At 48.3% G+C, this 25767-nt stretch carries 24 protein-coding genes and 1 riboswitch; of the genes, 12 read left to right on the top strand and 12 right to left on the bottom strand.

Annotated features, from left to right (window positions below):
• Positions 1 to 116: 116 nt before the first annotated feature.
• Positions 117 to 563 (bottom strand): Dps family protein, encoded by a 447-nt coding sequence (locus KJS69_RS16065; RefSeq protein ID WP_249730556.1) that lies wholly within the window; start codon positions 561 to 563, stop codon positions 117 to 119.
• Between the two features lie 242 nt (positions 564 to 805).
• Here KJS69_RS16065 and KJS69_RS16060 point away from each other — a divergent pair, with 242 nt between their 5' ends.
• From KJS69_RS16060 to KJS69_RS16045, 4 genes are all read left to right on the top strand, one after another.
• Positions 806 to 1159, top strand: coding sequence for an STAS domain-containing protein (locus tag KJS69_RS16060; protein ID WP_213584804.1), 354 nt, complete (start codon positions 806 to 808; stop codon positions 1157 to 1159).
• Positions 1156 to 1608: an anti-sigma B factor RsbW gene (rsbW, locus tag KJS69_RS16055; RefSeq protein WP_213584803.1), complete on the top strand. Its 453-nt coding sequence runs from the start codon at positions 1156 to 1158 to the stop codon at positions 1606 to 1608. The genes KJS69_RS16060 and rsbW overlap by 4 nt, the downstream gene beginning before the upstream one ends.
• On the top strand, positions 1605 to 2384 hold the full coding sequence (locus KJS69_RS16050) for a sigma-70 family RNA polymerase sigma factor (protein ID WP_213584802.1): 780 nt from the start codon (positions 1605 to 1607) through the stop codon (positions 2382 to 2384). Before rsbW ends, KJS69_RS16050 begins: the two co-directional genes overlap by 4 nt.
• Positions 2385 to 2527: 143 nt before the next feature.
• Positions 2528 to 2863: a hypothetical protein gene (locus tag KJS69_RS16045; RefSeq protein ID WP_213584801.1), complete on the top strand. Its 336-nt coding sequence runs from the start codon at positions 2528 to 2530 to the stop codon at positions 2861 to 2863.
• A 150-nt stretch (positions 2864 to 3013) separates the two neighbouring features.
• Here the strand turns inward: KJS69_RS16045 and KJS69_RS16040 are convergent, their stop codons facing one another.
• From KJS69_RS16040 to KJS69_RS16030, 3 genes are all read right to left on the bottom strand, one after another.
• A complete protein-coding gene (locus KJS69_RS16040) occupies positions 3014 to 3577 on the bottom strand; it encodes a DUF1700 domain-containing protein (RefSeq protein ID WP_213584800.1) in 564 nt (187 codons plus the stop codon).
• The gene (locus tag KJS69_RS16035) at positions 3574 to 3921 is read right to left on the bottom strand and encodes a PadR family transcriptional regulator (protein ID WP_213584799.1); all 348 of its coding nucleotides are present in this window, start codon (positions 3919 to 3921) and stop codon (positions 3574 to 3576) included. The genes KJS69_RS16040 and KJS69_RS16035 overlap by 4 nt, the downstream gene beginning before the upstream one ends.
• Before the next feature lie 554 nt (positions 3922 to 4475).
• Positions 4476 to 4835: a YtxH domain-containing protein gene (locus tag KJS69_RS16030; protein ID WP_213584798.1), complete on the bottom strand. Its 360-nt coding sequence runs from the start codon at positions 4833 to 4835 to the stop codon at positions 4476 to 4478.
• 761 nt (positions 4836 to 5596) lie between these two features.
• Between KJS69_RS16030 and KJS69_RS16025 the strand changes: the two genes are divergently transcribed.
• Complete coding sequence (locus KJS69_RS16025; protein WP_213584797.1) at positions 5597 to 5890, top strand: hypothetical protein; 294 nt, start codon at positions 5597 to 5599, stop codon at positions 5888 to 5890.
• A gap of 131 nt (positions 5891 to 6021) precedes the next feature.
• Here the strand turns inward: KJS69_RS16025 and KJS69_RS16020 are convergent, their stop codons facing one another.
• Positions 6022 to 6684: a thiamine diphosphokinase gene (locus KJS69_RS16020; protein WP_213584796.1), complete on the bottom strand. Its 663-nt coding sequence runs from the start codon at positions 6682 to 6684 to the stop codon at positions 6022 to 6024.
• A 221-nt stretch (positions 6685 to 6905) separates the two neighbouring features.
• A riboswitch (cobalamin riboswitch) is annotated at positions 6906 to 7100 on the top strand.
• A 221-nt stretch (positions 7101 to 7321) separates the two neighbouring features.
• Between KJS69_RS16020 and metE the strand changes: the two genes are divergently transcribed.
• From metE to KJS69_RS16000, 4 genes are all read left to right on the top strand, one after another.
• Positions 7322 to 9616: a 5-methyltetrahydropteroyltriglutamate--homocysteine S-methyltransferase gene (gene metE, locus KJS69_RS16015; protein WP_213584795.1), complete on the top strand. Its 2295-nt coding sequence runs from the start codon at positions 7322 to 7324 to the stop codon at positions 9614 to 9616.
• A gap of 137 nt (positions 9617 to 9753) precedes the next feature.
• Positions 9754 to 10272: an NfeD family membrane protein gene (locus KJS69_RS16010; protein ID WP_213584794.1), complete on the top strand. Its 519-nt coding sequence runs from the start codon at positions 9754 to 9756 to the stop codon at positions 10270 to 10272.
• A 26-nt stretch (positions 10273 to 10298) separates the two neighbouring features.
• Positions 10299 to 11864, top strand: coding sequence for a flotillin lipid rafts scaffold protein FloT (locus KJS69_RS16005; RefSeq protein WP_213584793.1), 1566 nt, complete (start codon positions 10299 to 10301; stop codon positions 11862 to 11864).
• A 450-nt stretch (positions 11865 to 12314) separates the two neighbouring features.
• Positions 12315 to 14174 (top strand): ATP-binding protein, encoded by a 1860-nt coding sequence (locus tag KJS69_RS16000; RefSeq protein ID WP_213584792.1) that lies wholly within the window; start codon positions 12315 to 12317, stop codon positions 14172 to 14174.
• A 68-nt stretch (positions 14175 to 14242) separates the two neighbouring features.
• On the opposite strand, the gene KJS69_RS15995 is transcribed toward KJS69_RS16000, so the two are convergent.
• Together KJS69_RS15995 and KJS69_RS15990 are read right to left on the bottom strand one after the other, a co-directional pair.
• On the bottom strand, positions 14243 to 15544 hold the full coding sequence (locus KJS69_RS15995; protein ID WP_213584791.1) for a polysaccharide deacetylase family protein: 1302 nt from the start codon (positions 15542 to 15544) through the stop codon (positions 14243 to 14245).
• Positions 15545 to 15580: 36 nt separating this feature from the next.
• A complete protein-coding gene (locus tag KJS69_RS15990; RefSeq protein WP_213584790.1) occupies positions 15581 to 16762 on the bottom strand; it encodes an MGDG synthase family glycosyltransferase in 1182 nt (393 codons plus the stop codon).
• Positions 16763 to 17410: 648 nt separating this feature from the next.
• Between KJS69_RS15990 and KJS69_RS15985 the strand changes: the two genes are divergently transcribed.
• Entirely contained in the window at positions 17411 to 18571 is a 1161-nt protein-coding gene (locus tag KJS69_RS15985) for a Gfo/Idh/MocA family protein (RefSeq protein WP_213584789.1), read from the top strand.
• Between the two features lie 282 nt (positions 18572 to 18853).
• On the opposite strand, the gene KJS69_RS15980 is transcribed toward KJS69_RS15985, so the two are convergent.
• Entirely contained in the window at positions 18854 to 19201 is a 348-nt protein-coding gene (locus KJS69_RS15980) for a hypothetical protein (protein ID WP_249730555.1), read from the bottom strand.
• A 574-nt stretch (positions 19202 to 19775) separates the two neighbouring features.
• Here KJS69_RS15980 and KJS69_RS15975 point away from each other — a divergent pair.
• Complete coding sequence (locus tag KJS69_RS15975; RefSeq protein ID WP_213584788.1) at positions 19776 to 20699, top strand: YhcN/YlaJ family sporulation lipoprotein; 924 nt, start codon at positions 19776 to 19778, stop codon at positions 20697 to 20699.
• A gap of 201 nt (positions 20700 to 20900) precedes the next feature.
• Positions 20901 to 22082, top strand: coding sequence for a class I SAM-dependent methyltransferase (locus KJS69_RS15970; protein WP_213584787.1), 1182 nt, complete (start codon positions 20901 to 20903; stop codon positions 22080 to 22082).
• A gap of 53 nt (positions 22083 to 22135) precedes the next feature.
• Here the strand turns inward: KJS69_RS15970 and KJS69_RS15965 are convergent, their stop codons facing one another.
• The 4 genes from KJS69_RS15965 to KJS69_RS15950 form a co-directional block, all read right to left on the bottom strand.
• Positions 22136 to 22822 carry a response regulator transcription factor gene (locus tag KJS69_RS15965; protein WP_213584786.1) on the bottom strand — a complete coding sequence of 229 codons (687 nt, stop codon included), beginning with the start codon at positions 22820 to 22822 and terminating at the stop codon, positions 22136 to 22138.
• 13 nt (positions 22823 to 22835) lie between these two features.
• Positions 22836 to 24041: a sensor histidine kinase gene (locus tag KJS69_RS15960; RefSeq protein WP_213584785.1), complete on the bottom strand. Its 1206-nt coding sequence runs from the start codon at positions 24039 to 24041 to the stop codon at positions 22836 to 22838.
• Positions 24042 to 24188: 147 nt separating this feature from the next.
• Positions 24189 to 25526, bottom strand: coding sequence for a GerAB/ArcD/ProY family transporter (locus KJS69_RS15955; protein WP_213584784.1), 1338 nt, complete (start codon positions 25524 to 25526; stop codon positions 24189 to 24191).
• Positions 25507 to 25764, bottom strand: coding sequence for a hypothetical protein (locus tag KJS69_RS15950; RefSeq protein ID WP_213584783.1), 258 nt, complete (start codon positions 25762 to 25764; stop codon positions 25507 to 25509). Before KJS69_RS15950 ends, KJS69_RS15955 begins: the two co-directional genes overlap by 20 nt.
• Between the last annotated feature and the right edge of the window lie 3 nt (positions 25765 to 25767).

Raw genomic sequence — 25767 nt, 5'->3', positions numbered from 1 at the left:
CATGCAAAAGAGGGGGATCTTTCCAACGGCGTTAACATGGAAAAAAACCGCCTTGATTAAAGGCGGTGTGAATCATACGTCTTTTATAGCTTCAGTCTGTTACGGCTTATAAGAGTCTATTTCAAAAAAGCATCCAGCATCCATTTATGCTTCTGCAAAGAGCCTTGAATAGCAATCAGCATATCTCCGGTCGGCTCGTCTTCTTCCTCTTCGGCCGTCTTAATTCCTTCCTGCATTTCATTAATGATCGTTTCAAAATCTTTAGAAACGGTGCGGATCATATCGGTAGGGGACTCCTTGCCTGTAGCTTCCTGGATGGAGGACATCTCCAGACATTCCTTCATTGTGGCGACCGGACCTTTGCCCAGAGACAGCAAGCGTTCTGCCAAATCATCCAAATGTTGGCCAGCCTCTGTATACAGCTCCTCCAGTTTTTCATGAAGCGTAAAAAAATGGCCTCCGGTAATATACCAATGATAATTGTGAAGCTTCATGTACATAACCGACCAATTGGCCACTTGTTGATTCAATACCGTCGTTACGGAAGTCATTGTTTTAGGCATATCGTTACCTCCTGAATATTAGAGTTGGACTTGCTTGACTGTTCTTTATTTACCCCAAAAACCACTTTTTTAACCATAATCGAATATACAAGTCTGTTCCTGATTAACTAACGATCGAGATTTGTGAAAATTATGTTTCAACCTAATGGTTTATAGGGTATATAATGAGTATTACAGATAACGCAGCGCCAGGCTGGATTAATGTCAGATTTTTAGCATGGACACATGGGAGGAATTTTTGTATGAACCAAGAAAAAAAGTTCAACATCTATAAGGAAGTGATGGCGGAAGAAATTGTCATCTATCTCAGCGGTGAACTTGATTTATCGGTAGCTCCCGAGATGCGTTCTGATTTGGAGCCGTTCATTAATCAAACCAAAAGAGCTTTGACCTTAAATCTGAAGGATTTGAAATATATCGACAGCACCGGAATCGGTATTCTCGTTTCGATTTTAAAAACCCGAGATGCGCTTAAGGCGCCTTTTGGAGTGGAAGAAATTCCCCCGAAAATTAAAAGATTGTTTGACATTACGGGGATCTCACAATACATTTGCCCGCTAGAGGGGTCATCGGAAAGGAAAGAAGAGATCATATGAAAGAATTACAAAACCACAATGTCACTTTAAAGGTTCCCGCAGATGCCGAATTTGTGGACATTGTCCGCCTAACTCTGTATGGTATCGCTTCTAAATGGGGTTTTTCTTACGAGGAAATCGAAGATATGAAGGTGGCTGTGGCGGAAGCGTGCAATAATGCTGTCCTGCATGCTTACCAGGGGGAAGAAAAGGGGCAGATGGAAATAAGGTTTGAAATGCGTGAGGACGGCATTCGCATCAGCGTCAAGGACGAGGGGGCCAGCTTCGATTACGAGCACAAGGAAAGCCAAGCGGAATCATTGCATGACAAATCGTTGAGCGAAATTAACGCGGGGGGCTTAGGTATTTTTATGATGCAGGCACTGATGGACGAAGTTCAGGTGCATACTGAATCCGGGACGGAGGTTATACTGACCAAATTTCTCCAAAGGAATGAGGAATTGGCATGAATTCGGAACAAGCCACACGCGATCCCAACGATATGATCAAAACTATAATTCTTTATCAGCAAACGGAAGACAATGAGATAGCCACGACATTACTTCTGCACTACGAGCCTATTGTCAAGATGGCTGCTGGTAAAATGTCCCGTAATCGCCCGGACCTATATGAAGATTTGTACCAGGTCGGGCAGATGTCTTTGCTGCGTCTTTTTAAGCAGTACGACAGTGAATTGGGGATCCAATTCGAGGCTTACGCGATGAAAAGCCTGATCGGGCATATGAAAAATTATTTGCGCGATAAGTCATGGTACATACAGGTTCCCCGCAGGATTAAAGAAAAGGGGCTGCTTATTCAGCAGGCTATTGATGAGCTGACGATGAAGCTGGAGCGTTCTCCGAGCGTCGATGAAATAGCGCAGTTTCTGGAGCTGACGACGGAGGAAACGATCGAAGTGTTAGCGGGCAGAGAATGCTACAATTATGTATCTCTGGACACTCCTCTGGCCAACGATGAAGGAAGCGCTACCATAGGTGATTTAATTGGCAGCGATACGGACGATTTCGGGACGATTGAGAAGAGGATGGACTTAACCGAGGCGCTCCTTTATCTAAAAGAGGAGGAAAAAAAGGTGCTTATGCTTGTTTTTAACGAGGATCAGTCGCAAAGAAGCATTGCCCAAATGCTGGGCATCTCCCAAATGAGCGTATCGCGGATTCAAAAAAGAGCGATCGAAAAGCTGAAAAAATATTTGAACGGGCAGCAGCAAAAATCGGATAAATAGCTGGAAACACGTCATCGATTGTGGCGTGTTTTTAGTTTGTCTATAGCCGTATGATGGACCTTTGCCCCTGTGATTCAAGCTCCCGGGTTCCGTGTAATAATCGATATCCCCAATAAATTCTAACCCAAAGGCGGTGGATAGTAATGGTTTCCGTACTATATAACATTCCTTGTTTTGATAGTGAAGTGATGGTTAAAGAAATAGATGAGGGTGCTTATGAGCTGGCCATTCAGTCGACTGCAAATCCGTTAGGCTTGGGAAACGCTCTGGAGACTTATCCTTCAAGGGAGCAGGCCGTTCGGGCGGCAGAGCATTTCTGCAAGTTATATACGCTGGCCAGAGAGCAGGGGTATTATTTGAAGGAACGGAGCTTCGTCAAGCCGGACCGGGAGCCGATCTGTCTGGCGGGCAATCTGAACTCGGATGGATTGGACAAGCTGTCCGCATGGCTGTCCACAAATAAGAATGCCGCCAAGTAATTCAAGAAGCAGTCTGGATTGCGGGAATCTTTCCTCTAGCAGCATCCTGTATAATGGGGCCGGGCTTGATTAAGCTCACGGATGGTTGCTAAGTGGAGAGAACGATCCTTCGTCCAGGCTGCTTTATAAGCACAAGCACATAAGCTGATTTTATATCCGCTGGATGGGCAGAAAGCTCCGATATTTGCTGGATAGGAACCTTAGATAGGAACGAAGGCCCTTCCAGCATAGGAAGGCCAGCAAGAACAGTATACCGCCTGCTATTCCTCCGACAATAAAGCTGTACTCGACGGGAACCTCGATTCCCGGGGCCACTTGCATCTGAATCCAGGTTAATCCCATCGTCCGGAGGATTCCGCCCAGCACGGCCACCCCTGCACTGAAGGCCAGTCCACCGGCCAGGACAGCGAGGATCGGAATGACGAACATACTGACGAAGCCTGACGAAATGAAGAACCCTATCTTCCGGAGCCCCTCCTGCCAGGTTAGGGAGCGACCGGGGCTCTCCGATACATAGTAATCCCCTATATAAGCCCTGGCCAGCTTGCGGGCATCCCCCAGCTTGTTTAGGAGAACCGACTCCGATTGCCCGTTTTTAATTCCTTCTTCCAAGTGGCTTTCTATTTCTCTGACAGCGTCCATACGCTCTTCTTCCGGCATCGGAGCCAGATGATTATACAAGGCTTCCAAATAGGCTCTTCCTTGTGGACTCATTGCACTTCCTCTCCTTTATGCAATTGAATATGATGAACCGATACGGCCAGCTTGTGCCATTCCACAGACATGGAGGTCAGCAATTGATGTCCGGCTGGGGTGAGACTGTAGTATTTGCGCGGAGGACCCGACTCGGATTCCTTCCAGTGGGATTCGATGTACTTTTCTTTTTGCAATCTTCGCAGCAAAGGATACAATGTCCCCTCTGTAACTGAAAGAGGTTCACGATTCTCCAATAGAGTAACTAATTCATACCCATATCTCGGCGCTTGACTAATAAGCAGCATAATGCAATATTCCAGAATGCCACGCCGCAATTGGGAGGTCCATTCCGACATATCCATAAGGGGTCCCCCTCTCTCTATAAGCTAGAATATCACAAGGTACTTTGCAGAGCAAGGTACCTTGTGATAGGAAAGAGAAGGAATTTTTTGAAGTCCGGGGATAAAAGTTAATAGAACCCGCACCCGGAATCGAAGCCCGCACCCGGACTCAAAACCCGGTCCCAAATCAGGACCGGAGTAAGACCCCGCAACCCGCCCCCGCAAAATGCGGTTGGAAATTACACATATGTTGCTCAGTGAAACAAATGCAGAAATGCAGGTCTTTAATGAGTTCTTGGTGGAAATCAGCGAATCACGTGCAAAAGTGCAGGTGAATTTAGCGATTTGGCCCGTTTTCCTCTTTTTGCGGGGAATGACGTGTATCTTTGCAGGTCTTTTTCGATTTTTAGCGAATTCTCTGTATATGACGTGCACAACTGCATGTCTTTACGTAAAATATGCCTTTTTCGAACGGAAAAAGCTTGCGAAGTCAGCTCTTCCCTTGCGGAAAGAGGGCTGAACCCCGCAAGCTGAAAGCCGGATGACCGGCTTATCGCTGTTCGGTTCATAAAGCATTAATGATGGTTTGGCTGATCGGCTTTCGACGAATTGTTCGCTTTAACGTCCTTCATGACGTTTTGCGTGGCTTCCTTCGTTTGTTCCATGACCTCGGAAGCTTGGGTTTTAGTCGCGGCCGCCGCTTGCTTGGCCTTGTCAAAAACTTCAGCCGTTTGGGTCGCTACGCTGCTAGCGATATCTTGAGTCTTGCGCCCGATTTGGGAAGCGGCCTTCCTGGTCCTGGTTGTTACGGTCCTGCAGCCCTTCGCAATATCTTGCCGCATTTCCGCACCGCTTTTGGGGGCCAATAGAAGTGCGCCTGCGGCACCTACTGCCGCACCGATCATTGTTCCTACCCATACACCATTTCTAGCCATCGCTTTCCTCTCCTTCGCCTTTATTGTTGTAGTAAATTCACCCAGTGCGTATGGAGAAGCCGGCGCAGCCAGCACTCCATTACCGGCCTTGCTTTTACCACTCTTGGGTCAAGCGGATGCTTGTCAGGATCAGGTCCTTCTCGCGAGTCCGGATTTTTCTCCCAATCCGTCAGGACGTAAGACGAGTTCAAGCGCTGCATAATCCCGCTTGGAGAACGAGATTATTGAACCAACAGCAGCCTGGAAAAAATCAAATCCGGCAACCGCCGGTCTCCAGCTTTCTAAGCTTAGGGTTACCCAACCCAGCTCAGGTCATGCTATAACCGGTTAATCCTGAAGTCTCTTTAGAGCTGCTTTGTCCAAGAGGAATAACTAACTTGTCCTATATATTATGTAAACCGGGCAAAATCGCTTGAAACAGAAGCGGCAAAATGGTTTATAATGATGGCGCAGGGTAAATAGAGATGTAAAGGCTGTTTTTACTGACCGGAATGGTTATTATCATTTGAATTGTCAATAATTACAAATAGACTATATAAATTGAACTAATGATTGAATAGCTCATGAAGTGGAGAAAGAAAGATGCTTCCAGGGCGAGTTTTGGCTTTGTATTCCTACCATCCGTAGGCCCATCCAAATAGAAGGAATACAAAACAAGATGTTTGAAGCTTCGGAGGCACTTTCCTTCGGAACGGAATGAGAACTATTCTTTAGTTTAGTTCAACATATATAGAATAGTTTGATAGGAAAGGAAGCTGGATATGGGTGTTAAGTTCGGAAGAGAATACGAGGAAATTATTGAGGATCTAACCGGTGCGATGTGCGGATTGAAAAACTGCAACGAGCTGTTTGAAATGAGCACGGAGGAATGGATGGAGATGAATGATCAGGAGCGCAGGGATTGTATAACCACCTTGGCCGATGATATTTTTTACGGACTGGGGGCCGAGCCGATGATGAGCTTCGGCACTTGCCAAATTGCATACGACCGGGGCAATCATTTGATCAAAATCGCAGAAGAAGACAAAGTAATTCATATTATTCGTCTCATCTGACAGAGACAGTAGAATGATTTACATGATCTAACTCATCTGAAGAAGCAGGGACCAGGGGGATTTGCAATATTCACCTGTTGAAGAAACGAAAACAGAAGGGTTCAAACCACTCTATATTGGAAGAAAGAGGATTAATTATCCTTGCTTCGGATGACTAGAAGCTTCCCCTTGGCCAATGTAATGCGGCCCACGCCGGCTGTCACGATATTGCTGATTCCCAGAGTCTGACCTATTTTCAGTGAGGCATCCTTCAATGGGTACAAAAAGCCTTCCAACGTAATGCCGTGGACCTCCTCCGAAAGAGGGAGAAGGGAAAGATATTTATATTCGTTAGGGAAGACCATTAATTCATCGTCGATCAAAGTTATTTCATTGCTGGCGTCGACGATTTTGCAGCGGATTCGCGCTTCCAGCCCTTGGACCAGCAGATGGAGGTTGGCCAGGGAATGATCCAGGCGGGTACCGGTCGCTCCGATCAGAATAATTTCGGAAGGCTTGAGGGCTAAAGCTTCGTTAAAGGCCATTTCTGTATCAGTATAGTCCTTCATGACCGGATCGCAATCCACCCAACGCTTACTGGCTTGGCGAACTTGCTCGGTATCCAGTTGCTGGAGGGAATCGAAATCGCCGATCGCCAGATCCGGTTCATAACCATGCAGGACGAGAAATTCCGCTCCCCTATCCGCTCCAATGTATTTATCCGCCCGTTCGATTTCCCGGATAGCCCAGTCTCCCAAGCTTCCACCGGCTACAATGATTACCTTATCGCCTTCTGGCGAAGATTTTGAGTTCAACGTTGTCCGATCCCCTTTATCACGATACTTTTCCAATGCCAATAAAGTACCATATTGGGGCAAGAATGAAAAGCGGTGCTCTAGTATTTAGCCGTTGAGCCGCGTTAAGGTTGACTTCGGCACCGCATGAAGCGCTATACTAGAAATATACAAGAATTCGTAGAATGTGTTGATTAAATATGCAATCTCTTGTATAGTTTTCAATAAGTCTCATTATTCCAATTGAATATGAGGGAATAGGTGCTTGCCGGCCCAGCTTGTGCAAGCTTAAAAGGGAATATCGGTGCAAATCCGAAGCGGTCCCGCCACTGTAACAGGGAAGTCATAGCTAATGATGTCACTGGTCTGCCAGACCGGGAAGGCTGCTGTGATGATGAACCTCAAGCCAGGAGACCTGCCTGTTCCAACAACACTAAATGAAACCTACGGGAGATAGGCGGGTGTTTATGACAGTCCAGTTGCCACAATAGCTGGGACATTTTCGCCATTCATTTTTCTTTAGGCGGAGATGTCCTTTTTTTGTTGCTTGATAGTTTGGTTCATGGAATGGCTATGAAGAAGTGATTGAATTCAACTGGAAGCAGAACGCTGTATCTGAATTTTTTCAGTTGAGATACGAAGGAGAGGAGATACGAAGATGGGTGGATCTATCAAAGCGGGTTTGACAAGCGGCAATCTGGGGTATCCACGGATTGGTGAGAAAAGAGAGTGGAAAAAGCATCTGGAGGCCTACTGGGGGGGCAAGCTGGAGGAAAAAGCTTTGCTTAATGAAATGAAAAACATTCGTCTTGAGCATTTGCGGAAGCAGAAGGAAGCAGGGATCGACTGGATTTCTGTGGGGGATTTTTCCTTCTATGATTCCATGCTGGACACAGCCGCTATGTTCGGCATCGTCCCGGAGCGGTTTGGACATTCGGGAGGAGCGGTTTCTCTGGCCACTTATTTCGCAATGGCGCGGGGAAATCAGTCGACTCCAGCTTGCGAAATGACCAAATGGTTTAATACTAATTATCACTATATTGTTCCCGAATTCGGTGATCGCTCCCCGGAGCTTGTGGAGAATCGTCTCCTGGCTCTGTACAAGGAAGCGAAGGAGACACTGGGAATAGACGGCAGGCCCGTTGTGATCGGTCCGTATACGTTCCTGAAGCTTTCCAAAGGGTATGAACGGGAACGCTTTAAAGAGGTGCTTGAATCCCTGCTGCCTGTTTATGCTCAGCTCCTGCAGGAACTGGAGCGGGAAGGGGTTCAATGGGTCCAGGTGGATGAGCCGGCTCTGGTCACTACTGTGCCGCAGGAAGAGATGAAGATGGTTCAGGAAAGCTATCAATACCTTCATTCCTCGGCTCCGAAGCTAGACATTCTGCTGCAAACTTATTTTGATTCCGCTGAGCATTATCCGGAATTGATTTCTTTGCCGGTGCAGGCGATAGGGCTGGATTTTGTGCATGGACGCAGCCGCAACTTGGCGTCGCTGGAGAAGCATGGATTTCCTGCAGATAAGGTGCTGGCAGCGGGAGTGGTGGACGGAAGAAACATATGGCGCAGCGATCTGGACGATCGGCTGGAACTTCTGGAGTCGATCTCCCGTTACGTCCCTTATGAGCGGATGATCGTGCAGCCTTCCTGCAGCTTGCTGCATGTGCCGATTAATTTGGAGGCGGAAACCGCTCTGCCGGCGGAGCTTAGAAACGCACTTGCTTATGCCGATGAGAAGCTGACCGAAGTCGTTGCGTTAACACAAGCGGTACGCGTGGGACACGAACAGGCTGACGTGAAGGAGAGCCTGGCGTCCAGCCGCAAGGCGCTGCAAGCGCTGAACGAATCGCCGCAAAGAGCTGTCCGCTCGGTCGAGGTGGGCCGGGCGGTTCTTGCCGCGAAGCCAAGGGCACCTTTTGCCGAGCGCCGGCAGCTGCAGCAGGAGGCGTTGGGGCTGCCGGTGCTGCCGACAACGACGATCGGAAGCTTCCCGCAAACGGCGGAGGTCCGCAGGGCCAGAAGGCAGTGGCGCAAAGGCGAGTGGAGCAAGGAGCAGTACGCCGCGTTCATTCGCGAGCAGATTGGCGAATGGATCGCCATTCAGGAGCAAATAGGACTGGACGTTCTCGTTCATGGCGAATTTGAGCGGACGGATATGGTCGAATTTTTTGGCGAGAAGCTGGCGGGCTTCGCCTTTACCGCGAACGGCTGGGTGCAATCCTATGGCTCCCGCTGTGTCAAACCGCCGATTATCTGGGGCAATGTAGATTTCGTGGAGCCTATGACCGTGGAGGAAACGGTATACGCACAATCTTTGACCAATAAGCCGGTTAAAGGAATGCTGACCGGACCCGTGACGGTCTTGAACTGGTCTTTCGTCCGCGACGATCTTCCCCGCAAGGAGGTCGCCGAGCAGCTGGCTCTGGCGCTGAGGAAGGAAGTCGAAGGCCTGGAGAAGGCCGGAATCCGGATGATTCAGGTCGATGAGCCGGCCGTTCGGGAAGGGCTGCCGCTCAAGAAAGAGGACCATGAGGAATATTTAAACTGGGCGGTGGAAGCCTTCCGCTTGACCACCTCCGGCGTGGAAGACAGCACCCAGATTCATACCCATATGTGCTATTGCGAATTTAGCGATTCCATCGACGCAATTCGTGAGATGGATGCCGACGTGATCTCCATTGAAACGTCACGAAGTCACGGAGAGCTGTTGGAATCGTTCGGGTCTGTTACGTATGATAAAGGCATTGGATTAGGAGTCTACGATATCCATAGTCCGCGAGTGCCTTCCGTGGAAGAGATGTCCGCTCTCATCCGGCAAGCCCTGCAAGTGCTGCCGCCTTCCCTGTTCTGGATTAATCCCGATTGCGGCCTGAAAACCCGCGCCAAGGAAGAAACGGTTCAGTCTCTGAAGCATATGGTGCAGGCTGCCCGGCAAATTCGAGCGTCTCTATAAGGCTGTCAGCTGCCATCCCTCGACAATTTGTTGGGGGATTTTGCAGCTTTTTGAAACATAATGCCCGGTAGTACGTATTTACTTACATAAACCGTTCAACGACCCGCATAATATGTTCACGAAAGAAGGGTGTTGGTATGCTGGAGCTATATTGGGGTTGCTTAATGTTCGGACTGCTGTTTGCTGTCGTTACTGTGCTGTTGGGCGACGTGATGAGCCACGCTCTGGACGGATTGCTGGATTTCCTGTCTGTCGATTTCCTGCAGCCTATGGTTATTGCAGGGGCGGTGACTCTATTTGGGGGAGCAGGCATTCTGCTAACCCGCTATTCCGGGTGGGCGGTCTGGATCATTCTCACACTGGCTGTCGGGGTAGCGGTCATCGGTGGAGCCATTATCTATTTCTTCTATGTGAAACCAATGAACAACAGTGAAAATTCCGTCGGCTATTCGATTTATGATCTTAAAGGGAGCCTCGGTGAAGCCATTATCTCCATTCCTGAAGATGGCTACGGAGAGGTGGTCATTAAAGTAGGGGCCGGCGTAAGTAATCACATCGCAGCAAGTTTCGACGGGCAGCTCATTCCGGCAGGGAAGAAAATCGTTGTCGTGGAGGTGAAGGAGCGGACGCTGTTGGTATCCCCATTTGATCCATAATAAGAATGAGAGGAGAAGAACCATCTATGAATGATATTCCAGATTTCTTAGTCATACCCGGTATTATCATCGCGGTTATTGTTATTCTAGGGCTGGCTTTCTGGGCCCGCTACAAAACGGTCGGACCCGATCAGGCTATGGTCGTGACAGGATCTTTCCTTGGCTCCAAAAATATTCAAGTAGACGATTCGGGACGCAAATTGAAGATTGTCCGGGGGGGAGGCGCTTTTATATGGCCGGTCTTTCAAAAGGCGGAGTTTCTGTCGCTTCTCTCTCATAAGCTTGACGTCTATACTCCCGAGGTCTATACGGAGCAAGGGGTTCCCGTTATGGCCGATGGAGTGGCTATCATTAAGATAGGCGGGACAATCGAAGATGTGGCGACCGCCGCAGAACAATATATGGGCAAGCCGATTGAGGCGCTCAAAGGAGAAGCTCAGGAAGTATTGGAAGGGCATCTGCGCGCCATTCTGGGGACGATGACGGTGGAGGAGGTCTACCGAAATCGGGAGAAGTTCGCTCAGCAGGTCCAGGGTGTCGCGGCCAAGGATTTGATGAAGATGGGCCTGCAAATTGTTTCTTTCACCATTAAAGACCTGAGGGATAAGCACGGGTATTTGGAAGCGCTCGGGAAGCCGCGGATTGCAGCGGTAAAAAGAGATGCGGACATTGCCGAGGCCGAAGCCATCCGGGATGCCCGGATTCAGAAGGCCAAAGCTTCGGAGCAAGGGCAAAGGGCCGAGCTGCTGCGGGATACAAGCATTGCGGAAGCGGAGAAAGAACGCGACTTGAAGGTCGCTTCTTACAAGCGGGAGCAGGATACGGCCAAGGCGGAAGCCGACCAGGCCTATCACATTCAGGAAGCAAAGTCCAAGCAGATGGCCGTGGAAGAGCAGATGAAGGTAGAGCTGGTCCGTAAGAATCGGGAAATCGACCTCCAAGAGAAGGAAATTCTCGTTCGTGAGAAGCTGTATGACGCCGAGGTGAAGAAGAAAGCCGACGCAGACCGCTACGCAGTCATTCAAGCGGCTGAGGCCGAAATGGCGAAAAAAATGCGGGAAGCGGACGCTCTCCAGTATCGGATTGAAGCGGAGGCCAAGGCGGTTGCCGAGCAAAAACGGGTGGAAGGTCTGGCGATTGCCGATGCAGAGCGCGCCAAAGGTTCGGCTGAGGCCGAGGTTGTCCGGCTGAAAGGATTTGCCGAAGCGGAGGCGAAGGAGAAGCTGGCCGAAGCATTCCAGAAGTTCGGAGAAGCAGCGGTCCTCGACATCATCGTCAAGATGCTGCCGGATTTGGCAGGCAAGATTGCCGAACCGCTAGGATCGATCGACAAGCTGACGGTGGTCGATACGGGCAATGGAGAAGGGGCGGCTCGCGTAAGCAATTATGTAACCCAGCTTATGGCGACCGCACCGGAAATGCTGAAGGATGTTTCCGGCATCGACTTGAACGAGCTGGTTCAGCAGTTGACAAGCAAGGGCAATTCATCCAAGGAGGCCCAATCGAATATGCGGCCCGCCTTGCCGGAGTCCGATGCTCCGAAGGCAGGGACTGCTTCAGATGTCGAATCCAAGCCGAGTGCACAAGAATAGCGTATCGGGATGGGAAGGAACACACAGTTGCGGGGGAATCCTGCGACTGTGTTTTTTTCGCACGATTTTTTAGTGATAATGTCGAAAAATGGGGAAATATTGACTATAGTTTAAGGAATGAGGAAGGATTTTGTAAAATAGTGTCGAATTTTTGGATGTAAGTATCCGTTGAGAAAAACTCCTATCGGAGTCCTTCGAGGATGAGCGACCGCGTTTAAAGGTTGTTTTTGTCGTCAAATAGAATTTGATGGGATTCAGGAAGCAGAAACTTGTAAATTCTATATGTGGTCATAAAATCAGCTTGTTCAAATAATAAGAATTTATAAGATTCACCCTTATTTATTATGCTTATCATTCATTGCGAAACGTTATTTCGCCTTCTAAAGGTCGGCGACAGCCGTTTACGCTTGGCATCCATTCCAATTACGATGGCAAGAGATGGTGTCTAACATGAGTTTATCGAATAAACTTTTTAGAATACTGATTTTGTTATTCGTTGCCTTGTGGTTCTGTTCTTCTTATGTTCATGCGGATCAAGAAGGGACCTCTTATTCCAGCATGGAGCTGACAGAATGGGAATATCATTGGGGAGACTTTCCGATAGACTCCTACGGGAATCTGATGTGGGAGAGCGGACCGGATTATAAAGGGATTCCTAACGACTACTGGCTTCCTGCTGAACAGACGGTGAATCCCCCCGATCGGGGAGAGCGGGATATCCTCTGGTTAAGGGCGAAGCTTCCGACGAAGTTGTGGAAGGATCCCAGCTTGTTAGTGAGGATTTACGAGAACTTCAGAATTTATATAAACGGTCAAATGATTTACCAATTTGGACAGATTGGCAACGCCCGGAACGTCTATCAAGGGACTCCCGAAAGAATCGTTCCTCTTCCTTCAGAACTGATGGGGGAAATGATTTATATCAAGGTGTATTCCAGCTCACAAAATATCGGGATTATCGAATATCCTACTCTGGCCGCAAGGTCTGATTTTATTCTGGGGCTGCTTAAGCAGCAGGCGGATCGGATTATCCTCGGCTGCTTCTACATTCTGGCGGGTCTGTTATCCTTGTATCCCTATTACAAGCTAAGGCTCAAGCCTTTCTTATCCTTCAGTATGTTTTCGGTCAGTTTTGGCCTTTATACTATATGCCGAACGACCATTATTTATTTTTATTACGATGCGCCGATGGTCTGGATGTATTTAGAGCTTATTTCGCTTATAGGCGGAACCGCCTCGGCTCTTCTCCTGCTGACACAATTATTTGAGGAATATGGAATATTTTGGTGGATGAAAGTCCTTTGCAAGATCCATCTGTTGTATGCTTTCGTTTTTCTGCCAGCGGCTTATTTCGGCGCGATTCATTGGTTGACCGGATTGTATTATTATCAATTGCTGCTTTTTGTGACGATGGCGGTGACTATCCTGTATTTAACGGTATTGTCCATCAAACGGAACCGGGAGGCGCAGATTGTTCTTTGCGGCACTGTTTGTTTCAGTGTAGCGGGAACGATTGATATTCTGGACAATATGCTTTTCCGTTCGCAGATCCCATCGATTTCCTATTTGGGAATGCTGGGGCTCGTTCTCTGTCTCGTCATTGTACTCATACGCAAATCTCTGCATTTGATTAACCGGCTTCGGAACACGGAAAAGCTGTCACTAGTCGGGCAATTGGCCGCCGGTATCGCTCATGAAATTCGCAATCCGCTTACCGTTATCTCCGGCAATCTTCAATTGATGAACCAGCAGCACAGCAGGGGAGAGATGGTTCCTCTAATGTTGGAGGAAGTCAATCGGATTAACGGAATTTTGAACGAATTATTGTATTTGGCGAGAACGCAGCCTCCTCATTTTGAAGAGAACGATCTTCTGGAAGTGCTTCATTCGGTCGTTGCCTTGTTCCAGGGCCAGCCATCGGAACCCCCTGTTTATATTTCCCTCCAGAGCGAGAAGGCGGCCGTTCCCGTCTCCTGTGACGCTAACCGGTTGAAGCAGGTGTTTATCAACATTTTGAAGAATGGCATTGAAGCTATGCCGGACGGAGGACGCCTGGACATTGTCGTTACGCCGACTGAGAAGGAGGGCGCGCAGATCCATTTTATCGATGAAGGGATTGGGATAGCGGCTAAAGAACTCCCGAGATTAAGTATTCCCTTTTATACGACCAAAGCCAATGGAACGGGTCTGGGGCTGGCCATCAGCCGCAAAATAATAGAGGATCATGGAGGACAACTAAGCTTGTTCAGCCGGCCGAACCAGGGGACGATTGTGGAAGTTCGCCTGCCGGCTTGTCCAACGATAGGATAAATTTGGATAAATCTCATATGTTAAATAATTTAAATAAAGGCGGTGCCTGGCAGGCGCCGCCGACGAAGTTAAGCGATATATCGATTTTGCAGCTCACGGGTGGAAATAGCAATAATTTTGGGGACGAGCAATTCCCGTTTCGTCTTTAATCTCTGCTTGCCTTGAGGATGCAGAATATACATCATCAGTTTGAGATAGTACTGCGTGGCGAAGGAGAATACTCCTTTGGGCAGATCAATCACGGTAAACCCTAGCTGACTCGTGCCGCGGTGGATCAGGCTGATTCCGTACAATCCCTTGACATCCTTGTACATGGGATCGGTCTGCAGGAGATGGACAATTTTCGGCAGCATCGCTTCGGTTCTGCGGATCATCTGGATAGCTAGCTGGACCGAGCTTTTGGATTGGCTGGACAACTGGAACAGAAGATCGTTGTTAAAATGTAATTCAGCGATTCGGTCTCCCTTGGAAATCACAACCCCGTCACTCAGTTGGATCGGTTGGTTTCCGTAATATTCCCGGCAGCGCAGCTGAAAGAGCGAATCTTCCTCCGAAACGGGAGTGATATGGAATAACCGGACAAAGCAACGCTCCCACAGCAACCAGCAGCTTAGCAAGAATCGTCGCACCCATCCAATCTCTGTCGCAGGGGAAGACGGTTTTCTTTCAGGCGCCGGAAACATCTGGTCGATCCGCACGAACTCGAAGGAGCGGTCCCACTGGGCCAGCGTCTCGCCCAACGCTTCCAGCATATAATGCGGTGCTTCGGGATCGGCCCCAAGCGTCTTGCCACTATCATGCAGAAGAATAACCGAACCGTCTGTCACCCGGGTGAGCAGCAGCTTTCTCAGCCTTTTTTTGACGGTTTTCACATTCCAGTCTCCGGCCATTAAGGACCACATGACAATAGAATATTGGCGCTTAAGCAGAAAATCCCCCAGATTGAGAATTCCCCACGGAGGCCGGTAAAAAGAGGGTCTAACACCGGTAATCCGCTCGACAATGTCGGCGGAATGATCGACGTGGCGCTTTCTTACCTTACCGGGAGTCATGAGCCAGTTAGACATATGAGTATAATTGTGAACCCCGATTTGATGTCCTTCCCGGTGGATTCTCTGAATCAGCTCAGGATGCTGCTCTGCCTTGGAGCCAAGCACAAAGAAAGTCGCTTTAATGTTATATAGTTGTAGTAAATCGAGCAGCTTAGGCGTGTAATTAGGATCGGGGCCGTCATCAAAAGTTAATGCCGCCTGTCTGGATTGTTTCCCTCTACGATGGACACCCCAACCGAAGACACGGGAAATAATCCAAGGAATAATCATATATAGGCCCAGAAAAGCGAGGCCCCCCCATAACAATTTTTCTCTCATTTCCCTTATCCCCTTCACTAAGGAAAATTGGACAGATTAACGGACAGCGTAGATAGCATCCGGAAGCTGATAAGCCGTCCATGCCGTCTCTGTCCGGATAATTTCGTCAACGGCATTCAGCGCTGCATTCTTAGCTCCGAATGTTCCGGCTTTGATTCTCATGTCACTCAACAATTGTGGATGACGCAGGGCGTAAGACAGTTGTGTGTGCAGCTCTTCTTCCTTCTTGGCTTGAATCGCTACGCCGGAGCGTACCCAATAAGCGGCATTGTCTTGCTCCTGGCCCGGCAGCGGTTTATAAAGCAGCATAGGAAGCTCTACCGCGACTGCTTCGGAAGTAGTCAGGCCGCCGGGTTTCGTAATAACAATGTCCGACAAGGCCATCAACTCGTGAACATAGTCAATATAGCCGGTCAATTTGACCCGATGCGGGGAATGTTTCGCGTCAAGTTCCAACTGCTGCTTCAGCTTATCATTATGCCCGCAAACGACGATAAACTGTACGGGAGTCGGGAAGAGCTGATCGGACCATAAGAGGGAAGTCAATTCTTTACCTATCATCCCCAAGCCTCCACCCATAACAAGAACGGTGGGAATGGTCTGATGGATTCCATGTTTAGCTCTTAGCTTATTACGGTCCATCTTCTGCGAAAACTGGGGGCGAACCGGAATGCCGGTAATCGATATTTGATACTCGTTCACGTTATGCAGCAGCAAAGCATCGCGGACGACGTCGGAGCCGACAAGATAACGATCCGTATAGGGATGGATCCAGTAGCTGTGATCGGTATGATCGGTAATGATCGTGACCGTAGGCACTTGAGTCAGTCCGTGGCTTTTAAGTACAGACATCGCTGCAGCAGCCGAAGGAAAGGTGCTGACGACAACGGTAGGCTGAACCCCTTCTAACAATTTTAACATACGGTCAAGGTCAAAGAGCTTGATTTTTTTAAATAATTGCGACAAAGAGTTGTCCGTCCGTGTTTTTTGAAACAAGAACCCATACATGTAGGGGAAACGCTTGACCCATTGGGCGTAGCAGTATTTACCGATATGATGAAGCTTGGGATGGGTCCATTCCATAAAATCCACAACCTTCACTTGCACACCTGGACCATAAAGCCTGGAAGCTTCCAGGATCGCTTTGGCTGCTTGCTTATGTCCATCTCCGAGTTCGCCGGATAGTATTAATATGTTTGGTTGCCGGTTTCCTTTCACTTTATGAACACCCCATTTGCAACGATTCTCATTAACCTAATTGTAAAATAGTTTTGGTGATTGCGGTATTGACTTAAGACCGTTCTTGAACTGGACTTAGGTCGGGCTGCAAAAGTCCTGGTGGATTCTTTGAATGTTCAACACTTGATAGGACATGACAACCTGGTACCCTCACTAACTTTATTCCTCTATTTATTATTTTAATACAAAATGGTTAAGGAATTGTCTATTAAAAACTAAATTTTTTCTTAAACTGTCCAGAATTTTAAGTAGACAACGCTGTTTTCTATAAATTATTTGCGAATGTATATACACGGCACTAAAGATATTATAGATCATGGAGTGGAGAAGGAAAGATGCTTCCAGGGCGAGTTTTGGCTTTGTATTCCTACCACCCGAAGGCCTGTCCAATAAATAAGGAATACAAAACAAGATGTTTGAAGCTTCGGGGGCACTTTCCTTCGGAACGGAATGATCGTCTTCTTTTGTGTATTTATATAGAGTTAAATATGTCGAATCGAAGTATGCGAAAGTTGGTTAAATTGCAATAAGGCGGAACTTTGCTTAACCCTCTCTTTGTTTAGAGGACGGTTTGGTTTATAATGTACTCATGATTCATTTATTATTTTATTGGACAGGAGGGTAACTATGGATAAAGTTCGATTTGGAATTATCGGCATCGGGAACATGGGGTCCTCCCACGCTAAATATTTGGCACAGGGCAAGATTCAGGGCGCCAAACTGACGGCCGTCTGCGACACCAGAGCCGAGCGGCTAAGCTGGGCCAAAGACAATCTGGGTGAAGAGGTTCGGCTTTATGACAGCGTTGAAGCGATGTATGCTTCGGGCGAGATTGATGCAGTTCTTATCGCAACCCCGCATTATGACCATCCTTCACTTGCTATTCAGGCCTTCGAGCATGGACTTCACGTTCTGGTGGAGAAGCCCGCGGGAGTTTACACGAAGCAGGTTCGCGAAATGAATGAAGCGGCCCTCAAAACGGACAAGCTGTTCGGAATTATGTATAATCAGCGGACCAACCCGCTTTATCAGAAGCTGAGGGACCTGGTTACATCGGGAGAGCTTGGGGAAATTCGCCGTACGAATTGGATCATTACGACCTGGTACCGCCCGCAAAGCTATTACGATTCCGGCGGATGGCGAGCCACCTGGGCGGGAGAAGGCGGCGGAGTACTGCTGAATCAGGATCCGCACCAGTTGGATTTATGGCAATGGACCGCTGATATGATGCCGACCCGGGTCAGGGCATTCTGTGCATTCGGTAAGTACCACAACATCGAGGTAGAAGATGATGTGACGGCTTATGTCGAATACGAGAATGGGGCTACGGGCTTATTCGTAACGACGACCGGGGAAGCACCGGGAACGAACCGTTACGAGGTGACGGGAGACCGTGGGAAGATCGTAATTGAAGACGATACTCTCACCTTCTGGAGGCTCAGAGTTCCGGAACGCCAATTCAATGCTGAATTCAAAGGCGGATTTGGGCAGCCGGAATGCTGGAAATGCGAAATTCCTATCGTCGGTAAAGAAACCGGTCATAGCGGAATTACGCAAAACTTTACGGACGCTATCCTTAAAGGAACTCCCCTATTGGCTCCCGGTGTTGAAGGGATTAAAGGATTGACGCTATCCAATGCCATGCATTTATCCTCCTGGCTGGACGATTGGGTGGAATTGCCGATCGATGAAGATTTATATTATGAGAAGCTGCAGGAGAAAATCCGCAATTCCAAATTTGTTAAAGTGACACAAGAGCAAACTATGGATACAGAAGGAACATACTAGTTGGATGACCTTTATATTTCATACAAGCTCGCTATGACTTAGAGGGACAATACAGCGGAACGATCCTGCTATTCTTTTTCAGTCCTTCTTTACACTTGTTTATGTTAACGTGTGCATTATTTTTGTTTTTAATCGATTGTCCATAAATTATTTTATAGACCGGGTTCCACTCTGGAAACCGGTCTTTTTTTATTTTGCATAAAGCTAAGGCCGCACAGCCTAAAGATAAGCCCATGTGGGGGTCTTTATTCGACGGCCCCAAGGGAGGATTGCTGCTGAAGACTATTGTCTATAGGATGGCTGAGAGTATGGACGTGAGCCCATGGTCTGCGTAGCGTAGGGTTGTTGTCCCGCTTGGCTCAGGCTGTGCATGATTTGCTCCAGGTCGTTGCACAACTGTTCTATATGCTGCATTTGCTGCATGGCCGTATGGTGACCTTGCAGAACGGTCTGGATGACTTGAACCGCATGGCGTTCCTTTTGGGCAATTTGCTCTAATTCCACCGCATTTTGCTGTTCCTGCTGCATTAATTGCTGATACGTCATACTGGCTTGTTCCGTTTGCTGCATCATTTGACGGACGGTTTGGCGGCATTGATTGATCTGTTGACTGGCTTGAAAAGGTTGCATAGCTATTCTCCTTTAATTAATTTGGTAACAACCTCTACTATTATCCATACCGTTGTCCAAAATTATGCCTGTTGCTAGTGTGGAAAAGTTTGCGGCTGGCCAGTGCGGGATCATCTTTAGCCTGGCGATGGATGACGTTAAACCTGAAGGTTAGCGCTGCTCGCACTTGGTCGGAGAGTCGCCTGCTTCAGTTTTCTTGCCGTTAAACAGGGGTTCCGTCAGCAAGGTCAGCTTCTCCGCAATTTTACCGTAGCCGAAGCCGGCCAGAAAAGCGACGCCGATTTTTGCTTTCTCGCTTGCGGATACTTGAATCGGCAGAATGCCGCTTTCCAGCAGGATAATAACGAAAATAGACGTTCCCGCACATCACGCGGGATAAATCCCATCCGTCCAGCAACTCTAAAAGTTTAAAGGCAAATTTTACTCTCGTCTTACCTACAGCATAATTTTATCGAAAAACCAAATGATAATAAGGCGAGCCAAACGCTTTCCAGAAAAGATACCTTAGTCCATTCATACACAGATGATGAACCATTGGATATGAAACTTAATAATGAAAGGCGGGAGAAGCAAAATGGACCATAAGCGGCGCCTGATCGAAGCCAAAATGCTGGTGTCTGTCGGACTCGCAATTGGCCTCTTATTGACTGGCTGCACAACAAGCCAGCAGCAAGCCAAAGGGTTCAACGGTTATCGGGGGAGGGAGTTCAAGCAGGAAATAATAGAAGAGAGCGTAAAAAAAAGACAACATCCGGGCATGCGCGAGCTGAGTAGAAATCAAGGAGAGCGGACTAATACAGGAATAATCTCCCCACATAATAATACAAGAATGGAATGGAGTTCTTATTTAGATGGTCAGCTTGCGGCGATGGAAGAGGTGCGTTCAGCCAAGACCGTCATTACGGATAGCTATGTTTATGTTGCTGTGGAATTGGAGGAGCAGGCTAAGCGGCTTGATGAAGCGAGAGCAGATGGCGGAACCGGAATGCTCAACCAAAGGGAAGAGCCTTATCGGGGGCAGATTCCTCCTAAAGTACACAGTGGAGTGGCTGGGAACGGGTATGACTTCGATGTCGATAGCTCGCGAAATTACAGAAATAGAAATGCAAACAACTCGATAAATGGGACTCTGGGCGCCCATCCGCGCGGAGAATTGCACTCCTCCAGCTCGGATTCCGATTTATCTAATATGCCAGTAGCCATCAGACAGAAAATAACGCTAAAGGTAAAAGAGCTGAGCAGCCCGGCGCTGCATCATGTTTTCGTATCGGCTAACGATGAATTTCGAACACAGCTTAATAAGCTGGAAGAGATGGGCAAGCAGGGGCAGACACATGACCAGTTGGTTCCGGCGTTAAATACACTGGCTACCCGGTTTTTCCCGGACCTGGAAGGGACAGGCTCTTATGGGGGCAGCTCAAGCGGCGGTAAGATGGGCCGGACGATAACCGGCAGCGACGGAATGTACAGTCCGAGCACAGGGGTTCGGCAGAAGTAATTTACAGCTCTAATTAATGGATACAAGCAGCAGGCCGGCGCTCCTCGCTTATTTTGAAGACATTCCCTTTCCGTACATTCGTGAAAAGGAGTGTCTTTACTTTTTATTGCGCGAGGTCTGGATTCATCGGCTGTTGTTGGGGAATCCTTGATTTGTAGTTTATAATAGGTGTAGCAACGAAAGAAAGAAGTGGAATCTTAAATGGACAACGTATATGAGCTGGCCGCTGAATTAATAGGTCAACAAGCCCTTCTCCAGGCTACCTTAAGCAACCGGCGGAGCAAAGTCTCAGGGCAGTCGGATAAAGTCAAAATAAAGCCGGTATTGATTAAAGGGGAACATAAATATCAATTTACATATCAGATGGGCCAGAAAGTCATTCATGAGAATATTGACCCCGATCAGGCCGCCAAGCAGTTGGCCGATTTGCTGAGCGAGCAGTTCAAGCAGGGACTGTGGCAGGCTAAAGGAGCAGATTACCAAATTCTGGTGAACAAAAAGGGGAAAGCGACCGTTTTGAAAAGACAAGCGACCAAGCAGGCCGTTGAGTTATCCCATAATCGGAAAAAACGTTATCTGCTTGAGGAAGGGACACCGGTTCCTTTTTTGGCAGAGCTTGGGGTGATGAATGGAAGCGGCAAGGTCCATGCGGCAAAATATGATAAATTCAGGCAAATTAATCGATTTCTCGAAATGATCGACGATGTCGTGAACGAGCTCCCCAAAGACCGTCCACTTACGGTTATCGATTTTGGCTGCGGTAAATCTTATCTTACCTTTGCTATGTATCATTATTTGGTCCACATCCGAAAGCTGGATATTCGGGCGATCGGCCTGGATCTCAAAGAGGATGTGATCACCCATTGCTCTGCTTTGGCGGAGCGGCTGGATTATAAGAATTTGAAGTTCTATGTCGGGGACATAGGCCAATATAACGAAGTGAGTCAGGTAGATATGGTAGTGACTCTGCATGCTTGTGACACGGCAACGGATGCGGCATTGGAGAAGGCGGTTCGTTGGGGGGCAAAGGTGATTTTGTCGGTTCCTTGCTGTCAGCACGAGCTTTTCACGCAAATAGACAGCCCTGTGCTCGCTCCAATGCTGAATCACGGCATTATCAAAGAACGATTGTCGGCGTTGGCGACCGATTCGGCCCGGGCAAGATTGCTGGAGTTGGTTGGCTATAAGACGCAGATTGTGGAGTTCATCGATATGGAGCACACCCCTAAAAACTTGCTCATCCGTGCCGTCCGACAGTCCGTCTCTCATGAGCAAATCGCTAAGCTGGCCGCCAGCTACAGAGAATTTACGCAGTTTCTTCACGTCACTCCTTATCTCGAAAAGGCTTTGAAGGAACGGCTGGAAGGAGTTCTTCCGGAATAGTCAAAGGCCGGAACTTTTTCCGGCCCTTGCTTGTCGCCTGGAGCCGGCAGACACTACAAAATCCCTTCGTCGCTTGCTTTTTTAGCTGCCTGCATCCGGTCGCGCACATCCAGCTTGGAATAAATGCTGGAAATGTAGTTTTTGACGGTGCCTTCCGACAAAAACAGCTTAATGGCTATTTCCTTGTTATTTAACCCTTCGGAAATACATTTCAGCACCTCCAACTCCCGCTCGCTAAGCCCGTAGGCCAGTGGAGGCTGTGCTTCCGCATGCGCTGCCGAAGGAATTCGTTGGGGATTCGCAGAGGAGGAGTCATCCCCTTTAATTTCGGTAATGAGCAGCTTGGCGATATCCTGGGGAATTAGCGTGCCGCCGTTGTGCACCCACTTAATGCCGGCTGCCAGCTCTCTCGGATGAATAGCCTTTAACAAATATCCTTCTGCTCCCGAATCCAATGCTTGAACGACGTAATCGACCTCCTGAAAAGTCGTCAGGATGATAACATGAATTTCCGGCCATTGTTTTTTGATCTTCCGTGTCGCTTCTACGCCATCCATTACCGGCATGTGAATGTCCATCAAGACGATCGTGGGCTTTTGGCTGGCGCACAGGTCGATAGCTACCTCTCCGTTCTCGGCAAGTCCGACCACCTCGATATCCGGGTCCATATCCAATACAATATGGAGACTTTCGCGGATTAAATCCTGATCGTCGACCAGTAATAAGCGAATCTCTTTCATCTGTTTCCCCCCTTTATGATTTGACGCTTGGCCGTGAATATGGAATGGTACAGATAACGGTAGTCCCCAGCCCTTTCAAGGATCGAATTTGCAGATTTCCCCTCCAAGCGGCCAGCCTTTCCTTCATTCCCGATAAGCCGAAGCCGGTTGTAATTTTATCGGAGCCCAGACCATCATCCTTAACCATCAGGCAGATTAGCTCGGAGTCATATTTCAGCTCGATAATGATAGATGTGGCCTGCCCATGCCGCTTGGCATTGGTGAGAGCCTCCTGCAGGCAGCGAATGATCGTCAGCTTGAGCTGTTGGGGGAAGTCTCCATCTTCATCATTAGCTTCCACCCGGACGGAAGTTCCGGTATGAATTGCAAATTCATTGGCCAGCCGCGATATTTGCTGAGCCAGCGGCGCTTTATCGTCTATCGGAGCAATTTGGTGAATGCTTTTGCGGACTTCCTGCAGCCCGGTGCGGGTCACGTCGCGGAGCACCTCCAGCTTCTCCTTGGCTTTATCCGGATGGGTTTCGATCAAATAGGAGACCGCATCCATCCCCATAATGACGGAAGTGAAGGTGTGGCCTACCGTGTCGTGCAGCTCACGGGCCAATCGATTTCTTTCCTCCAACAGAGTCAGGCTTTCCACTTGCCGGGCATACTGCTCCAAGGCGTCGTTTTGCTGGCGGATCAGGTCATACTGTTTGACGTTCTCTCCATAAAGCTGCTTCATTCCAAGATGGGAAGACAGAATCCGCTGCAGCCCCAGCCCGATGAGAAAGCTGATTCCGCTCGAAAAGAAAATCTGGATAAAATCCAAGACTCCGGGTTTGTCCAAAAGCCAAATGCCGGCGAAGGGGAAACCGATAATAAAAACAGGAACCGTCCACCAAATATTCATCCGATGAGCCAAAAAACCGACTATGACCAGCGGGTAGGAAAGAAACTCCATCGTTTCTGGAAAGCTTCTGTACGCATCAAGCTGAAAGATTCCGATTGTCAATAGGACAACCAAAGGAAACCAACCCATATGGACGTACCCCGGTCTCCAAAAAAGAATTGGAATCAAAAAAATAACAAAGACCAACAAGAAATTGCCCCACAAGGGGAGCAATGTCCATTGATCACTATTGTAATAGGCCCAGTAGCCTGCACTTACCCCGGCCGATAACAAATAAATTCCGAACAGCACCCATTCGGACCAGTGCCACTTTCTCAGTTGGATCATTATACCGTACCACCCGTGCCGTCGTTTTCTCTATTGTACTAGAAAAGCGGCGATAGCCATAGTGATTCCAGTCATAAATTAGCGGCGAAACGGTCACATGACTTGCTTACAGGCCGGATGAAGCCAGGGGCGCATAGTCTTCCGTGGTTAACTGGCCTCCGCCCGTTTTCTTTCCTTGACGGAACCCAGCAGTGCCAGCAGCAGACAAACTCCGTAGCCGATGGCGGCAATACCTCTGATCCAAGGTGAAAGGTGCCCAAGGCTCTTGCCCAGCAAGATGAGCAGCAGGGAGAAGAGAACAGAGCCATTGGTAAAGGTTATCCAAAAACGGAGAGGCTTGGGCGGCTTTTTTGCTCTGTTGCCCGAAAAGACCTGCTGGTTATCCGACGTTGGTTGGGGAACCGGTACAGAAGGATGGCGCTTCGCAAGAAAGAAAAGAAGCAGGAACAGCGGCGGCTGCACAGCTAAGACGTAGGCTGGATAAGAGAAGAAGGTGAATCGTCCCATCTCGACAAAGTTTCGGAAAGTAATGAGAATGGTCAGCAGCAGCATCCAGCCGGCCGAACGGGCAATGAGAGTCGAGTCTTTCTTGGACGTAAAAGCGGCAATGCCGATAATAAAAGCCGTAAAGGAGAGTACCACATTAATGATCGCCGCCGGAAAATAGATGGTGAAGGCGAACACATCGACCCGGTCCATGAAATCCGTAATGTTGATTTGGGCAACCAATGAATAGACCGGATAGTTCAGCTTGGCCAAAATGTCAGCTCCAAAAACACCAATAGCCGTAGCAATCATATACGTGAGACAGAACGCCGATAAGATAACTCCGAAGCGCAAGCCCGTCAATAAATGCTTGGCATTCTGAACGGTATGCAGGAAAGCGCCGAAGACGATCAAGTCTCCAAAGCGAATCGAATTTAGCATGCTTCCAAGGATGAGCTGAGCGGGAGTTTGCGTGAATAGCGGCTCCCATTGGCCCGTCGGAATTTCATTCACAAGCAGCAGCGGGAACAGCAGGATGATTACAAAGGCGAACGGAAACACAATTTCATTCACCCGTGCGGTCACCTCGACACTTGATTTTCCATAGTAGATCATAACTATCACGAACAGCATGATCAGAATTTCCGGCGGGGTTCTCTGCAGCAAGGTTGCCCTTAGGAAAGCTGTGGTGGCAAAGGAATCTCTTGCAAAAATAAACCAGATATTAAGGATGAACAAGGCGTTGATTAGCCCGCCTGCCCAACGACCGGCGATGATAAATGTAATCTCGAACAAATGCTTTCCGGGAAATTTCTTCGCAAGAGAATAGAAGAAATAACAAATCAGGAAAGAACACAGCAAGGAGACCGAATACGTAAAAATAGCGTCATGACCGGTGCTCCGAGCCAACTGCTGAGGATCGATAATGATCCCTGCGGTAATAATGGAGGAAGCAATAATCAATCCCATCTGCCGGCTGCTAATGACCTGTGTTGACATAATAAATCTCTCCTGTCCATGCTTTGACCCAGTAGTATACCGTATTGTTCAAGATCGATACCGGGGTCGGAGGTCTGTAGTTAACGAGTAGCGAAATAAACAACAGCAGGGTTACGGCATTAATGGTATAGTACATCACCATCATCGACTTGGATCTCGCTTTTTTGATTTTGCGATAATCGAGGATGATCCACATTAAATATCCAATGAGAAACAGAATTCGAAAGATCCCGGACATAGT

The sequence above is a fragment of the Paenibacillus sp. J2TS4 genome (assembly GCF_018403245.1).
Lineage (GTDB): Bacteria > Bacillota > Bacilli > Paenibacillales > NBRC-103111 > Paenibacillus_L.
This window is presented reverse-complemented; position numbering and strand designations above follow the sequence as displayed.